General features: G+C 60.7%; 9 protein-coding genes and 2 riboswitches. Of the genes, 4 read left to right on the top strand and 5 right to left on the bottom strand.

Features of this window, described 5'->3' with window-relative positions; translation table 11 throughout:
• Positions 1 to 30: 30 nt before the first annotated feature.
• Positions 31 to 3,741, bottom strand: a complete 3,711-nt coding sequence (gene metH, locus BMS17_RS01375; RefSeq protein WP_077430254.1) for a methionine synthase — start codon at positions 3,739 to 3,741, stop codon at positions 31 to 33.
• 155 nt (positions 3,742 to 3,896) lie between these two features.
• Between metH and BMS17_RS01370 the strand changes: the two genes are divergently transcribed.
• Both BMS17_RS01370 and nfuA read left to right on the top strand, forming a co-directional pair.
• Positions 3,897 to 6,194 (top strand): fatty acid cis/trans isomerase, encoded by a 2,298-nt coding sequence (locus tag BMS17_RS01370; protein ID WP_046027457.1) that lies wholly within the window; start codon positions 3,897 to 3,899, stop codon positions 6,192 to 6,194.
• Between the two features lie 197 nt (positions 6,195 to 6,391).
• Positions 6,392 to 6,976, top strand: coding sequence for a Fe-S biogenesis protein NfuA (gene nfuA, locus BMS17_RS01365; RefSeq protein ID WP_046027456.1), 585 nt, complete (start codon positions 6,392 to 6,394; stop codon positions 6,974 to 6,976).
• Positions 6,977 to 7,146: 170 nt separating this feature from the next.
• Here the strand turns inward: nfuA and cobM are convergent, their stop codons facing one another.
• From cobM to BMS17_RS01345, 4 genes are all read right to left on the bottom strand, one after another.
• Entirely contained in the window at positions 7,147 to 7,893 is a 747-nt protein-coding gene (cobM, locus tag BMS17_RS01360) for a precorrin-4 C(11)-methyltransferase (protein ID WP_046027455.1), read from the bottom strand.
• An 82-nt stretch (positions 7,894 to 7,975) separates the two neighbouring features.
• Positions 7,976 to 8,389 carry a cobalamin biosynthesis protein gene (locus tag BMS17_RS01355; RefSeq protein ID WP_046027454.1) on the bottom strand — a complete coding sequence of 138 codons (414 nt, stop codon included), beginning with the start codon at positions 8,387 to 8,389 and terminating at the stop codon, positions 7,976 to 7,978.
• A complete protein-coding gene (locus tag BMS17_RS01350) occupies positions 8,386 to 9,093 on the bottom strand; it encodes a CbtA family protein (protein ID WP_077430253.1) in 708 nt (235 codons plus the stop codon). The genes BMS17_RS01355 and BMS17_RS01350 overlap by 4 nt, the downstream gene beginning before the upstream one ends.
• Positions 9,094 to 9,104: 11 nt before the next feature.
• Positions 9,105 to 9,299: a CbtB-domain containing protein gene (locus BMS17_RS01345; RefSeq protein ID WP_046027452.1), complete on the bottom strand. Its 195-nt coding sequence runs from the start codon at positions 9,297 to 9,299 to the stop codon at positions 9,105 to 9,107.
• Positions 9,300 to 9,420: 121 nt separating this feature from the next.
• Positions 9,421 to 9,649: riboswitch (cobalamin riboswitch) on the bottom strand.
• 178 nt (positions 9,650 to 9,827) lie between these two features.
• A riboswitch (cobalamin riboswitch) is annotated at positions 9,828 to 10,040 on the top strand.
• A gap of 102 nt (positions 10,041 to 10,142) precedes the next feature.
• Between BMS17_RS01345 and cobW the strand changes: the two genes are divergently transcribed.
• Both cobW and cobN read left to right on the top strand, forming a co-directional pair.
• Positions 10,143 to 11,210, top strand: coding sequence for a cobalamin biosynthesis protein CobW (gene cobW / locus BMS17_RS01340; protein WP_077432157.1), 1,068 nt, complete (start codon positions 10,143 to 10,145; stop codon positions 11,208 to 11,210).
• Positions 11,211 to 11,213: 3 nt separating this feature from the next.
• Positions 11,214 to 15,071, top strand: coding sequence for a cobaltochelatase subunit CobN (cobN, locus tag BMS17_RS01335; protein ID WP_077430252.1), 3,858 nt, complete (start codon positions 11,214 to 11,216; stop codon positions 15,069 to 15,071).
• Positions 15,072 to 15,155: the final 84 nt, after the last annotated feature.

Genomic DNA, 15,155 nt, shown 5'->3' with positions numbered 1-15,155 from the left:
TGGCCACAGTATTGTGGCCAGGTAGCTGACTTAGTTGTCGTAACCGAGGTTAGGTGCCAACCAGCGTTCGGTGACGCTCAATTCCTGGCCTTTGCGCGAGGTGTAGCTCTGCACCTGATCCTTGTCGATCTTGCCCACGGCAAAGTACTGCGCCTGCGGGTGAGCGAAGTACCAGCCACTGACCGCCGCTGCCGGGAACATCGCGTAGTGCTCGGTCAGGAACACACCGCTGCGACCGGCCTTCAGCTCTTCGGCTTCCGGGTCCAGCAGTTTGAACAACGTGGATTTTTCGGTGTGATCCGGGCAGGCCGGGTAGCCCGGAGCAGGGCGGATGCCGGTGTATTGCTCTTTGATCAGCGCCTCGTTGTCGAGCGTCTCGTCCTTGGCATAACCCCAATAGTCTTTACGGACCTGTTGGTGCAGCCATTCGGCGCAGGCCTCGGCCAACCGGTCGGCCAGTGCCTTGACCATGATCGAATTGTAATCGTCGCCCGCGTCTTGATAAGCCTTGGCCACTTCTTCGGCGCCAATGCCCGCGGTGGTGATGAAACCGCCCACGTAGTCGGTCACTTCACTGTCTTTGGGCGCGACAAAGTCGGCCAGCGAGAAGTTCGGTTTGCCGTCGGTCTTGATGATTTGCTGGCGCAGGTGATGCAGCTTGGCAATCGCCTTGCCGTCATCGCCGTAGACTTCTATGTCATCTTCACGCACCTGGTTGGCCGGCCAGAAGCCAAACACTGCGCGGGCACTGATCAGCTTTTCGTCAATCAACTTGGCGAGTATTTCCTGGGCATCGGCGTACAGCGAGGTAGCGGCTTCGCCAACCACTTCGTCTTCGAGAATGCGCGGGAATTTGCCGGCCAGGTCCCAGGAGATGAAAAACGGCGTCCAGTCGATGTATTCGGCCAGGACTTTGAGGTCGATATTGTCCAGCACTTTGGAGCCGGTGAACGTCGGTTTGACCGGCGCGTAAGTGCTCCAGTCGAACTGCGGCTTCTTGGCAATGGCTGCCGGGTAGCTCAGGCGTTCGGTGCGGGCACTGCGGTTGGCCGTGCGTTCGCGAACGTCGATGTATTCCAGGCGGGTTTTCTCGACGAACGCCGGTTTCAGTTCCTTGGACAGCAATTGCGTGGCCACGCCCACGGCGCGGGAGGCGTCCGTCACGTAGATCACCGCGTCGTTGCTGTACTTGGGTTCGATTTTTACCGCCGTGTGGGCCTTGGAGGTGGTCGCGCCACCGATCATCAACGGCAGGTAGAATTCCTGGCGCTGCATTTCGCGCGCGACGTGGACCATTTCATCCAGCGAAGGCGTGATCAGGCCGGACAGGCCGATGATGTCGCACTTCTGCTCTTTGGCCACTTGCAGGATTTTTTCCGCCGGGACCATCACGCCGAGGTCGACGATGTCGTAGCCGTTACAGCCCAGCACCACGCCTACGATGTTCTTGCCGATGTCGTGCACGTCGCCTTTTACCGTGGCCATCAGGATCTTGCCCTTGGCTTCTGGCTTGTCGCCTTTTTCCAGTTCGATGAACGGGATCAAGTGCGCCACGGCCTGCTTCATGACACGGGCGGATTTCACCACCTGGGGCAGGAACATTTTGCCGGCGCCGAACAGGTCGCCGACGATGTTCATGCCGGACATCAGCGGGCCTTCGATCACTTCGATCGGGCGGGCGAACGATTGGCGAGATTCTTCGGTGTCTTCCACGATGTGGGTGGTGATGCCCTTGACCAGCGCATGCTCCAGACGCTTGTTGACCGGCCAGCCGCGCCATTCTTCGGTCTCGGCTTCCTTGACGCTGCCGTCGCCTTTGTATTTGTCGGCGATGGCGAGGAGGGCGTCGGTGCCTTCCGGGGTGCGGTTGAGGATCACGTCTTCGACGGCATCGCGCAGCTCTTGCGGGATCTGGTCGTAGATCTCCAGCTGGCCGGCGTTGACGATACCCATGGTCAGGCCGTTGCGGATCGCATACAGCAGGAACACCGAGTGAATCGCCTCGCGCACCGGGTTGTTGCCACGGAACGAGAACGACACGTTGGACACGCCGCCCGAGGTCAGGGCATACGGCAGTTCGTCGCGGATGTAGGCGCAAGCATTGATGAAGTCCACAGCGTAGTTGTTGTGTTCTTCGATACCGGTGGCGACGGCGAAGATGTTCGGGTCGAAAATGATGTCTTCCGGCGGGAAGCCCACTTCGTTGACCAGAATGTCGTAGGAACGTTTGCAGATTTCCTTTTTACGCGCTTCGGTGTCGGCCTGGCCGGCTTCGTCGAACGCCATTACGACCACCGCGGCGCCGTAGCGCTTGCACAGCTTGGCGTGATGAATGAACTGCTCGACGCCTTCTTTCATGCTGATCGAGTTGACGATGCCCTTGCCCTGAATGCATTTCAGGCCGGCTTCGATCACTTCCCATTTGGAGGAGTCGATCATGATCGGTACGCGGGAGATGTCCGGCTCGCCGGCAATCAGATTGAGGAAGGTCACCATGGCCTTCTTCGAATCGAGCATCCCTTCGTCCATGTTGATGTCAATCACCTGCGCGCCGGCTTCGACCTGCTGCAGGGCAACTTCCAGGGCTTCGGTGTAGTTGTCTTCACGGATCAGGCGGGCGAACTTCGCGGAGCCGGTGATGTTGGTCCGCTCGCCGACGTTGACGAACAACGAGCTGCGATCGATGGTGAACGGTTCCAGGCCCGACAAACGGCAGGCCTTGGGGATTTCCGGGATTTGACGCGGTGCGTAACCGGCCACGGCTTTGGCGATGGCTTCGATGTGGCCCGGGGTGGTGCCGCAGCAGCCGCCGACGATATTCAGGAAGCCACTTTGAGCGAACTCTTCGATGACCTTGGCGGTGTCCACCGGCAACTCGTCGTACTCACCGAATTCGTTCGGCAGGCCGGCGTTCGGGTGCGCGGAAACGTGGGTGCTGGCCTTGTTCGACAGCTCTTCCAGGTACGGGCGCAGTTCGCGGGCGCCGAGGGCGCAGTTCAGACCGACCGAGATGGGCTTGGCGTGCGCCACGGAGTTCCAGAACGCTTCGGTGGTTTGCCCGGACAGGGTTCGGCCAGAAGCATCGGTAATGGTGCCGGAGATCATGATCGGCAACTCGATGCCCAACTCTTCGAACACACCTTGCACGGCGAAGATCGCGGCTTTGGCGTTCAGGGTGTCGAAGATGGTTTCGATCAGGATCAGGTCGGCGCCGCCTTCGATCAGGCCTTTGGTGGATTCGGTGTAGTTCACCACCAACTCATCAAAGGTCACGTTGCGGTAGCCAGGATTGTTCACGTCTGGCGACAACGAACAGGTACGGCTGGTCGGGCCCAGTACACCGGCGACGAAGCGCGGCTTGTCCGGGGTTTCGAGGGTCTTGGCGTCGGCCACCTTGCGGGCCAGGCGTGCGCCTTCTACGTTTAACTCGTACGCCAGGCCCTGCATGCCGTAGTCGGCCAGGGAAATCTGGGTGGCATTGAAGGTGTTGGTTTCCAGGATGTCGGCGCCGGCGTCCAGGTAGGCTTTTTCGATGCCACCAATCACATCCGGGCGAGTCAGCACCAGAAGGTCGTTGTTGCCTTTGACATCGCTTGGCCAGTCAGCAAAACGTTTGCCACGGTAATCCTGCTCTTCGAGCTTGTAGCTCTGGATCATCGTGCCCATGCCGCCATCGAGAATCAGGATGCGCTCTTTGAGGGCGTGCTTGAGAGCTTGAAGGCGAACACTGCGATCGGACATTTGGACTACTCGGAAAGACCATGACGAAGGGGCCGGATCATAGCAAACCTGTGCGCTTTTAGAGCATGCCCCGGTTTTGCATGAATATCGTTCATGTTGGACAGGGTGCCTGCCCGGTAGAATCGCGGCGATTTTTCAAGATTGGGACCAGGGATATGTCGTATCGCGTCATCACCAGCATTTTTATGCTGCTTCTAAGCTGGGACGCCGCGGCGCAAGGTCCGGCCATTTCCACCGCTATTTCCTACAGCCGGGACATTCAACCGATCTTTACTGAAAAGTGCGTGGCCTGCCATGCCTGCAACGATGCCGCCTGTCAGCTCAACCTGGGCAGTGGCGAAGGGGCGGCACGTGGCGCGACCAAAGTGCCGGTCTACGATGGCGATCGCCGAACGGCCGCAGCACCGACCCGCCTGTTTTACGATGCCTTTGGCAAGCATGCCTGGCAGCAGAAGGGCTTCTTCCCCGTGCTTGACGCTCAAGGCAGTCAGGCTGCGTTGATGGCGCGGATGCTTGAGCTGGGCCATAAAACCCCCTTGCAGCCCAATGCCAAATTGCCGGACGAGATCGTGCTGGGTCTGAACCGGGAAAACCGCTGCGCCATGCCAGCGGAGTTCGACGGCTATGCCCGTTCACATCCCAAAGAAGGCATGCCGCTGGCGGTCACCGGCCTGACCGACCAGCAATACCAGACGCTGCAGCGCTGGCTGGCCTCGGGTGCGCCGATTGATGAACAGGGGCTGGTGCCGAGCGCGAAAGAAGCGTTGCAGGTGGTGCAGTGGGAAAACCTGCTCAACGCCCCCGGCTCCCGGCAAAGTCTGGTGGCCCGCTGGTTGTTCGAGCACTGGTTTCTTGCCCATCTCTATTTCAAGGACGGCGAGCCAGGGCACTTTTTCCAGTGGGTGCGCTCGCGTACGCCCACCGGTCAGCCGATTGACCTGATCAACACACGCCGTCCGAATGATGACCCGGGTACTCAGGTGTATTACCGCTTGTGGCCGGTGCAGGGTGTGATTGTGCAGAAAACCCACATCACCTATCCGCTGAGTGCGGCGAAGATGGCGCGGGTCAAAAGCCTGTTCTATAGCGGCAACTGGCAGGTCAACGCCTTGCCAGGCTACGGGCCGGAACGGCGGGCCAATCCGTTCGATACCTTCGAAGCTATTCCGGCGCAGGCGCGCTACCAGTTCATGCTCGATAACGCCGAATACTTCGTGCGCACGTTCATTCGTGGCCCGGTTTGCCGTGGGCAGATCGCCACGGATGTGATTCGCGACAACTTCTGGGCGCTGTTCCAGGCCCCTGAGCACGACCTCTATATCACCGACCCGAATTACCGCGGCCAGGCCACACCGTTGCTGGCCATGCCGGGTCAGAATGACGATGTCGGTAGCGTCTTGAGCCTGTGGCATGGCTACCGCGACAAGCGTAACGAATACGAAGCGCTGCGCCGGGACAATTACGCCGACGCACCGGCGCCTAGCTGGTCGACCTTGTGGGCGGGGAATGACAACGCGTTACTGACGATCTTCCGCCACTTCGACAGTGCGTCGGTGAACAAAGGCTTGATCGGCGATGTGCCGCAAACCCTGTGGCTGTTCGATTTTCCGCTGCTGGAGCGCACCTACTACCAATTGGCGGTGAACTTCGACGTGTTCGGCAACGTTTCCCACCAGGCCCAGACCCGCCTGTACTTTGACCTGATCCGTAACGGCGCCGAACAGAACTTCCTGCGCCTGATGCCGGCCGACTCACGGGACGGCTACCTCGACGATTGGTACCAGAACAGCGGCAAGTTCAAGATGTGGCTGGACTATGAGTCCATCGATGACGACAAACCGACCGCGCTGAAACTCGACGAGAAAGACCCCAAGCGCGATTTCGCCATGCAGTTGCTGGCCCGTTACGGCGAACTCAATGCCAACCCCGATCCGATCAACCGGTGCAATGGTGCGTATTGCTCGCGGCCGAATATCGACCCGGACTTGCAGGACGCCGAACAAGTATTGAGTCGCCTGACTTCGCGCCCGGCAGCCGGCTTGAGGGTCATCGACCAGTTGCCGGAAGCAACGATGTTGCGTATCGAAACGACGAGCGGCAAACGCGTGGCCTACAGCCTGTTGCGCAACCGTGCGCACAGCAATGTGGCGTTCCTGCTCGGTGAATCTTTGCGCTACCAGCCGGGGCTCGACACGTTGACCATTTACCCGGGTGTACTCAGCAGTTACCCGAACTTTATGTTCAACATTCCGGCCGACCAGGTCCCGGCGTTCGTCGCTGCAATGGAAAACGCCAAAGACACGGATGATTTCGAGAAAATCGTCGAACGGTGGGGGATTCGTCGCAGTCATCCGCAATTCTGGTTCTATTTCCACGACCTCAGCCGTTACGTCCACGAAACCGACCCGGTGGAAGAGGGCGTGCTGGATATGAATCGCTACGAGAATCTCTGAGCCACTGCAATTCCCTGTGGGAGCGGGCTTGCCCGCGAAGAGGTCGTCACATTCAGCATAAATGTTGAATGACCTGACGCGTTCGCGGGCAAGCCCGCTCCTGCAAGGGATCACCATTTCTTTCCTGACAAAAATACTAGGACTTTGTGCGGCGCGATGATTGGCGTAAACTGCGCCCAAGCCTGCGAGGAGTTTCCATGACCGCTATAACCATTACCGACGCCGCCCATGATTACCTGGCTGACCTGCTTTCCAAGCAGAACACCCCGGGTATCGGCATCCGCGTCTTTATCACCCAGCCTGGCACCCAGTACGCCGAAACCTGCATTGCCTACTGCAAGCCGGGCGAAGAAAAACTTGAAGACACGGCGCTGGGGCTCAAAAGCTTCACCGCTTACATCGATCACTTCAGTGAAGCCTTCCTGGACGATGCGGTGGTCGACTACGCCACCGACCGCATGGGCGGCCAACTGACCATCAAGGCGCCAAACGCCAAAGTGCCGATGGTCAATGCCGACAGCCCGGTTAACGAGCGTATCAATTACTACCTGCAAACCGAGATCAACCCGGGGCTGGCGAGCCACGGCGGTCAGGTCAGCCTGATCGATGTCGTTGAAGACGGTATCGCCGTTCTGAAATTCGGCGGTGGTTGCCAGGGCTGTGGCCAGGCGGACGTGACTCTGAAGGAAGGCATCGAGCGCACGTTGCTTGAGCGTATTCCTGAGCTCAAGGGTGTTCGTGACGTGACCGACCACACGCAGAAAGAAAACGCCTACTACTAAGGTGTTCGCTGCGAAATGAAAAAACGGCACCCGTGAGTGCCGTTTTTTTATGGGTGGAGTTCGCTGGCCCCTTCGCGAGCAAGCCCGCTCCCACATTGAATCTCCCGCGAAAACAAATTTTGTGTACGACGAAGATCAAATGTGGGAGCGGGCTTGCTCGCGAAGAGGCCCTATGGGCGATAGAGATGCGCATGCCCCGCGCGATACAGCGACGAGGCGCTGAACTGGTCACTCCCCAATACGCGCCCGACCAAGATCAACGCCGTGCGCCGAAATCCCTTCGCTTCAACCTTCCCGGCAATGTCCTCAAGTGTCCCCACTACCCAATCCTGATCCGGCCAGGTCGCCCGGTGGATCACCGCGATCGGGCAGTCCGCGCCGTAATGCGGCAGCAGTTCAGCGAGGATTTTCTCCAGGTGATTGACGCCCAAATGAATGGCCATGGTCGCCCCATGTTGCGCCAGGCTGCCCAGTTCTTCGCCAGCCGGCATGGCTGTCTTGTCCGCGTAGCGGGTCAAAATCACGCTTTGCGAAATGTCCGGCAGGGTCAGTTCCGCCCCTAAAAGCGCCGCGCACGCCGCTGTCGCCGTTACGCCCGGTACGATTTCAAACGGAATGTCGAGCTCACGCAGGTAGCGAATCTGTTCGCCAATCGCGCCATACAGGCTCGGATCGCCGGAATGCACCCGTGCCACGTCCTGGCCGTTGGCGTGGGCGGTTTTGATCAGTTCGATGATCTGTTCCAGGTGTAGTTCGGCGCTGTTGACCACCTGTTCGGCGCGATGGCCTTCCAGCACGGCCACGGGCACCAGGGAGCCGGCATAGATGATCACCGGGCAGCTGCGAATCAGCCGTTGGCCTTTGACCGTGATCAGTTCCGGGTCGCCGGGGCCTGCGCCAATGAAGTAGACGGTCATCGTCGGTTCCTGTGAGAAAAGGGGCAGGGCAACGGCTTCAGATGAAGATTGCTCATGATCGAATGCGCGATTACCAGGGATTTTACGCAGCGCCGGCCAATGCCAGGGTCGCCTGAGCGTATTTTTGTCGGGATATCAGCAGCTTCGCCGGCGCCTGGGCCAATTGTTCGGCCAATGCTAGGGCAGCACTTTCCGCTACGCCATAACAGCCCGTGCGCTCGAAGGCGATGTCTGAATGATGGGTGAGTTTGGTGTGATAGCAGGCCAATTGTTCACTGCTGAAAAACAACAACGGCAACTCGAGTTGTGCGGCCAGCTCGACCAGACCCGACTCGTCGCGCTTCAGGTCGATGCTGGCCAGGGCCTTTATTTCGTGAAGTCCGACTTGATGAGCCTGTAACGCCTGATCAAGCAATGCCCGCAGCGTGCTGGCGGGGCAGCCGCGCTGGCAGCCCAGGCCGACCACTAACGTCGGCGCTGTGCGGGTCTCTGTCATGCGTGGTATTGGCCATCGTTTTTGCGTCGGAACAACCAGGCACTGATCAGGCCCAAGGCCAGCCAGAACGCCACGTTGGTCAGCTGCGAAGCGATTTTGAACTGCGCTTCCAGGGCTTCCGGCGCGAGCATCGAATGCACTTCCGGCTGAGGTGCGCCGATGACATGTGGAGTGGCCAGAATCGCCGCGCCCAGCACTTTCATCAGCCAATGACGGCTGAACACGATCAGGGCGATGCCGGCTGCTGTGGACGCCGCCGTGCCGATCCACCAGATCTGCCGTTGTGCCAGATCGGCTGCGGCAGTGCCCGGCAATTCAGGTGGCAGGCCGAGGGTCGGTGCGAGGACGAACGTCGCGTAACCGGCCAAGCCCCAGAGCAGACCTTGTGCGGTGCTGTTTGGCGCCCGCAGGGTATAGAGACCGGCAAGCATCAGGGCAAAACCGACCGCGACCACCAGGTTGCCGCCGGTGGTCGACAGCACGCGCTGCCAGCCGTCTTCCGGCTCCCAGGCTTCGGCGTCGTGGGTATGAGCGGCCATGGCGCCGTCGGCGTGTTCATGGGGTTGAACCACTGCCGGCTCGGCTTTTTCGTAGGTTTCGGCCTGAAGGATCAGCGGTGCCACCCAGAAACTTTGCAGCAGGGTCAGCAACAGGGCGGCCAGCAACCCGGTGAAACCTGCGGTTTGCGCAATACGCTTGATCATTTGGGCAGGTCTCAATGGCACGGGAACGCAGAGCTGTGACGGGTATCGTGCGCGGCGTTGTGCACCGCTTCTATGTGCGAGAAACCGGCGAAATAGACAAGGCACGCGCCCAGGATCGACGCACACACGGCGGCGGTCAGGCGTTGGGTCAGGGTTGTGGTGGTGCTGGCGGTGCTGCTGGAGCCGGTGCTGGTGATGATCGACATGGCGCGCTTCCCTCTGGTCTGTCAGCGGGTGAATAGAGCGCATGGAAAACCCCTGCGATTCGGGCTCGCAGACGTTCAAACAGCGCCCGCCCACCGCGGGTTTGTTGTTCCGTGACCGTAAGGGTCACTGTGTGTTGCGGGCCGGTCTCCGGGCTCACGAGGGGCGTTGGCTTTCGCCGTGGCCTGCAAACATCACCTTCCCATGCCGAACTGCTGGCACAGTGGATTTGATGCTTCGCTCGCTTACCGTTGCGGGGGCAGCACCGGACTGACATGGCTTTGAGTAAAGCACATGATTCACCGGTTTCCCGTTTCACCCTGTGAAGGGCACCCGTAACAAGGCGTGTAGGAGAGCATGGGCGGGGGTTGGCCGTCAATTGGCAAGGGTTCTCAACTCGAAAACCGAGGCGCTCCATTCGCGAGCAAGCCCGCTCCCACATTGGAACGTGGTCGAATGTGGGAGCGGGCTTGCTCGCGAAGGGCGCGCCGCCAATGTCATGTGAACATTGACCCGCCCCAGCGCGATGCGTAGCCTTGCGCTTTCGAGGTTCTTCGGCGTTTGTCGAAGCTAAGAAGGGAACGCGGTCAATGCCGCGGCTGCCCCCGCAACTGTGAACGGTTCAGTTTCTGCCATGCCACTGCATGCGCCAGCCATGGCGCGAGCGGGAAGGCGCAGCAACCGCCAGTCAATCGACTGGCCAGCCGTCAGCCAGGAGACCTGCCTCGACACAGATTCTCACTTTCAACCGGGCGGGGTGATCCGGTGGCGAACTCTTCAGGCATGCGCGTGCGCGCTGCCGGTCGTCGTCCCGTATGCCCGCCACCAAAGCCAAAGGGCATCCGATGAAAACACTGGCCAAACTCCCCGTCACCATCGTTACCGGTTTCCTCGGCTCGGGCAAAACCACGCTGCTGCGGCACATGCTCGACAACGCTCAGGGCCGTCGCATCGCGGTGATCGTCAACGAGTTTGGCGAGCTGGGCATTGACGGCGAAATCCTCAAGCAGTGCTCCATCGGCTGCACCGAAGAAGAAGCCAACGGTCGCGTTTATGAGTTGGCCAACGGCTGCCTGTGCTGCACGGTTCAGGAAGAATTCTTCCCGGTGATGCGCGAACTGGTTGCCCGTCGCGGCGACCTCGATCACATCCTCATCGAAACCTCGGGCCTGGCCCTGCCCAAACCGTTGGTTCAAGCCTTCCAATGGCCGGAAATCCGCAGTGCCTGCACCGTCGACGCGGTCATTACCGTCGTCGACAGCCCGGCCGTGGCCGCCGGCACCTTCGCTGCGTTCCCGGATCAGGTCGACGCCCAGCGTAAACTCGACCCGAACCTGGACCATGAATCGCCGCTGCACGAGCTGTTCGCCGACCAATTGGCCAGCGCCGACCTGGTGATCCTCAACAAGGCCGACCTGATCAGCCCTGAAGACCTGGCCCGCGTGCGCCTTGAAGTCGCTGAAGAATTGCCACCGGCGGTCAAAGTCATCGAAGCCTGCAGCGGTCGCCTACCGCTGGACGTGCTGATCGGCCTCGGTGCCGGCTCCGAAGAGCACATTGACAGCCGTCACAGCCATCACGACCACCACCACGACGGTGATGACCATGACGACCACGATCACGATGCGTTTGACTCGATCTCCCTCGAACTGCCGCAAGCCGACGAAAGCCTGCTGCTGGATGCGCTGACCCAACTGGTGGTCAAGCACGGCATCCTGCGTGTGAAAGGCTTCGCCGCGATCCCCAACAAACCGATGCGTTTGCTGATTCAGGGGGTGGGCACGCGTTTCGACAAGCACTTTGACCGTCAGTGGGGCGCCGATGAGGCGCGGACCACGCGCTTGGTGTTGATCGGTCAAGACCTGGACGCCGCGCAACTCGAAGCGCAATTGCGCGCCGCGCTCAGCGTTTAAGCCATGCACCTGCTCAGGACCCAGCCCGGCGGTTTCGTGTCGGACGACAACATCGCCGACCTTGGACAAACCCCCGCCGAGCTGGTGATCCTGTGCAGCGGCGATTCCAGCCTGGCGCTGCTCGCAGAAGCCGCGCAGCAATTGCCCGATGATTATCCCAGCGTGCGCCTGGCCAACCCGATGCAGGTGCAAAACCATGCCTCGGTCGACCTGTATGTCGACGAAGTGCTGCGGCACGCCAAGGTGATTCTGATTTCGCTGCACGGCGGCATCGCCTATTGGCGTTACGGCATCGAGCGGCTGGTGGAGCTTTCCCAGCGGGGCGTGCAACTGATTCTGGTGCCGGGTGATGATCGCCCGGACCCGGAACTCAGCGACCTGAGCACCGTGGCGGCCGGCGATCGCGACCGGCTCTGGCAGTTTTTGCGTCAGGGCGGCATGGGCAATGCCCTGGATTTTTTCCGCTGCCTGGCCACTCAATGGCTTGGCCGCGATTACGCCTGGGCCGAGCCACAAACCCTGCCGCGCACGGCGATTTACCATCCGAAAAAAAGCCCCGCAGCCCTGAAAGACTGGCAAGCCGATTGGCACGCCGATCAACCGGTGGCGGCGGTGTTGTTTTACCGCTCGCATTTGCAGGCGGCCAATACCGGTTTTATCGATGTTTTCTGCCAGCGTTTGCAGGCGGCGGGGTTAAATCCCTTGCCGATTGCCGTGGCCAGTTTGAAAGAGCCCGGCTGCCTGACGGTGGTCGAGGATTGGCTGGATGAAGTCGAGGCGGGGGKGATTTTGAACACCACCGGTTTCGCCCAATCCAGCCCCGAAGCGCCGCACCTGCGCCCGTTTCGCCGCAACATCCCGGTGATTCAGGCGATTTGCGCTCAGGACAACGAGCCAGGATGGCGCGCCAGTGAGCAGGGCCTCGGTCCGCGTGACCTGGCGATGCACATCGCATTGCCGGAACTGGACGGCCGCATCATCAGTCGCCCGATCAGCTTCAAGGACTTGGCGTGGCGCAGCGAGCGCAGTCAGTCGGACGTCGTTTGCTATCGTCCTCAACCCGAACGCATGGATTTCGTCGCCGAACTGGCGCGGCGCTGGATCGATCTGGCGCGGCTGGCGAACAGCGAAAAACGTATCGCGTTGATCCTCGCCAACTACCCGACTCGCGACGGCCGCATCGGCAATGGCGTCGGCCTCGATACCCCGGCCGCCGCGTTGAATATCTTGCGTGCGCTGCAGGTCGAGGGTTATCCGCTGTCGGCCGAGTTACCGGACAGCGGAACGGCGTTGATCCAGCAATTACTCGGCGGGGTCAGCAACGACCTCGATACCCTGGATCAGCGTCCCTGTCATCAAAGCCTCGCGCTGGACGAATACCGGCAGATGTTCGACGCCTTGCCCGAGGCCAACCGCCAAGCCGTGCTGGAACGCTGGGGCACGCCCGAAAGCGATCCGATGTGCCGTGGCGGACGAATGATGATCGCCGGCCTGCGCTTCGGCCTGACCTTCGTCGGCGTTCAGCCGGCGCGTGGTTATCAGGTGGACCCGAGCGCGGTGTATCACGACCCGGACCTGGTGCCGCCGCACGGTTATCTGGCGTTCTACTTCTGGCTGCGCAACACCTACGGCGCCCACGGCGTGATTCACGTCGGCAAGCACGGCAACCTCGAATGGTTGCCGGGCAAAGGTGTCGGACTCTCGGAAAACTGCTGGCCGGACGCATTGCTCGGGCCGCTGCCGAACATTTATCCGTTTATCGTCAATGACCCGGGCGAGGGCGCGCAGGCCAAGCGCCGCACTCAAGCGGTGATCATCGATCACCTGATGCCGCCGCTGACCCGCGCTGAAACTTACGGGCCATTGCGCAATCTCGAATTACTGGCCGACGAGTATTACGAAGCGCAACTGCTCGATCCGCGTCGTGCTCGGGAATTGCAGCGCGACATCCTGCAACTGGTGCGCGACACCCACATTGACCGTGAACTGCAACTGGACGAAAAACTCGACAGCGATGCCGACGCGGCGATCTGGTTGCCGCGTCTGGACACCTATCTGTGCGATTTGAAGGAATCGCAGATTCGCGATGGCCTGCACATCTTTGGCGAGTCACCGACCGGGCGCTTGCGCATCGACACCTTGCTGGCCTTGCTGCGGATTCCCCGTGGCGATGGTCGTGGTGCGCAATCCAGTTTGCTGCGAGCGTTGGCGAAGGCGTTCGAGCTGGGATTCGATCCTCTGGATTGTGCGTTGGCCGAGCCGTGGACCGGGCCTCGTCCAATTGAACTGCAACTGATGAACGATGAACTCTGGCGTACGGCGGGCGATACCCGTGAACGACTGGAATTGTTCGCCGCACAACTCATCTCGCAAACATTGAGCACCGAGCGCGGACTCTGTGGGAGCGAGCTTGCTCGCGATGCGGTTGAACATTCAACATTGATGTCGATTGACCCACCGCTATCGCGAGCAAGCTCGCTCCCACAGGTTCCGCGCTGGGCAGAAGTGCAAGCCATCCTCGACAGCCTGCGCGAAGTCGTCGCACCACGCCTTGACGCCTGCGGCCCAGCCGAAATGCGCGGTCTGCTCGACGCCCTGAAGGGCCGCTTCGTTCCCGCCGGCCCCAGCGGCGCACCCAGCCGCGGCCGTCTGGACGTGCTGCCTACCGGGCGCAACTTCTATTCGGTGGACGTGCGCAACCTGCCGACCACCACCGCGTGGCGCATCGGTTTCCAGTCGGCCAACCTGATCCTTGAACGACATCTGCAAGACCACGGCGATCATCTGCGCCAACTCGGTTTGTCCGTGTGGGGCACCGCGACCATGCGCACTGGCGGCGACGACATTGCCCAAGCCATGGCGCTGATGGGCGTGCGTCCGGTCTGGGCGACCGGCAGTCAGCGGGTCGACGATTTCGAGATTCTGCCGCTGAGCTTGCTCGACCGCCCGCGTGTGGACGTTACCTTGCGCGTCTCCGGTTTTTTCCGCGATGCCTTTGCCAACCTGATCCGCTTGTTCGACGCCGCGGTGCAAGCGGTCGCCGCGCTGGATGAGCCCGACGACCTGAACCCGTTGGCGGCCAAAGTGCGTGCCGAACGTGAAGCGTTGATGCAATCGGGGCTGGATGAAGACGCTGCGAATCGTCAGGCCGGTTGGCGAATTTTCGGGGCCAAACCGGGTGCGTATGGTGCCGGCGTGCAGGGCGCCATCGACGGGCGTCTGTGGCAAAGCCGCGAAGATCTGGCCGAGGTATACCTGAACTGGGGCGGCTATGCTTATGGCGGCTCCGACGAAGGTACCGCCGCTCGCGAACAATTCGCCCAACGCCTGAGCCAGGTGCAAGCGGTGCTGCAAAACCAGGACAATCGCGAGCACGACTTGCTCGATTCCAACGATTATTACCAGTTCCAGGGCGGCATGCTCGCCGCCGTAGAAAGCCTCAGCGGTGAAGCCGCGGCCAGTTACCACGGCGATCACAGTCAACCGGACTTGCCGAAAATCCGCACCTTGAAGGAAGAGCTGAACCGGGTGATTCGTTCCCGGGCGGCCAATCCAAAGTGGATCGACGGGGTCAAGCGTCACGGCTACAAAGGCGCGTTTGAACTGGCGGCGACGGTCGACAACCTGTTTGCGTTCGACGCCACTACGCAACTGATTGACGATCACCAGTACGCGTTACTGGCCGACGCTTATTTGCTCGATCCGGCGACTCGCGATTTCGTTCGCGAGCACAACCCGCATGCGTTGCGAGACATGACCGAACGGATGCTGGAAGCGCAGCAGCGTGGGATGTGGAAGGAACCGGGCGAGTATCGCGAGGCGCTGGAGAATTTGTTGTTGGATATAGAAGAAGATTCATGAGGGCATGATCGTTCCCACGCTCTGCGTGGGAATGCCTCAACGGACGCTCCGCGTTCGGCTCTGGGGACGCAGAGCGTCCCATGC

Source organism: Pseudomonas sp. C9, from assembly GCF_002000165.1.
Lineage (GTDB): Bacteria > Pseudomonadota > Gammaproteobacteria > Pseudomonadales > Pseudomonadaceae > Aquipseudomonas.
The sequence above is the reverse complement of the archived record's forward strand: the minus strand, read 5'-3'. Positions and strand labels throughout refer to the sequence as shown.

Coding starts and splice junctions, on each gene's coding strand:
- nfuA (WP_046027456.1), top strand. CDS start 6,392: ATGACCGCTATAACCATTACCGACGCCGCCCATGATTACCTGGCTGAC.
- BMS17_RS01355 (WP_046027454.1), bottom strand. CDS start 8,389: ATGACAGAGACCCGCACAGCGCCGACGTTAGTGGTCGGCCTGGGCTGC.
- BMS17_RS01370 (WP_046027457.1), top strand. CDS start 3,897: ATGTCGTATCGCGTCATCACCAGCATTTTTATGCTGCTTCTAAGCTGG.
- BMS17_RS01350 (WP_077430253.1), bottom strand. CDS start 9,093: ATGATCAAGCGTATTGCGCAAACCGCAGGTTTCACCGGGTTGCTGGCC.
- BMS17_RS01345 (WP_046027452.1), bottom strand. CDS start 9,299: ATGTCGATCATCACCAGCACCGGCTCCAGCAGCACCGCCAGCACCACC.
- cobW (WP_077432157.1), top strand. CDS start 10,143: ATGAAAACACTGGCCAAACTCCCCGTCACCATCGTTACCGGTTTCCTC.
- cobM (WP_046027455.1), bottom strand. CDS start 7,893: ATGACCGTCTACTTCATTGGCGCAGGCCCCGGCGACCCGGAACTGATC.
- metH (WP_077430254.1), bottom strand. CDS start 3,741: ATGTCCGATCGCAGTGTTCGCCTTCAAGCTCTCAAGCACGCCCTCAAA.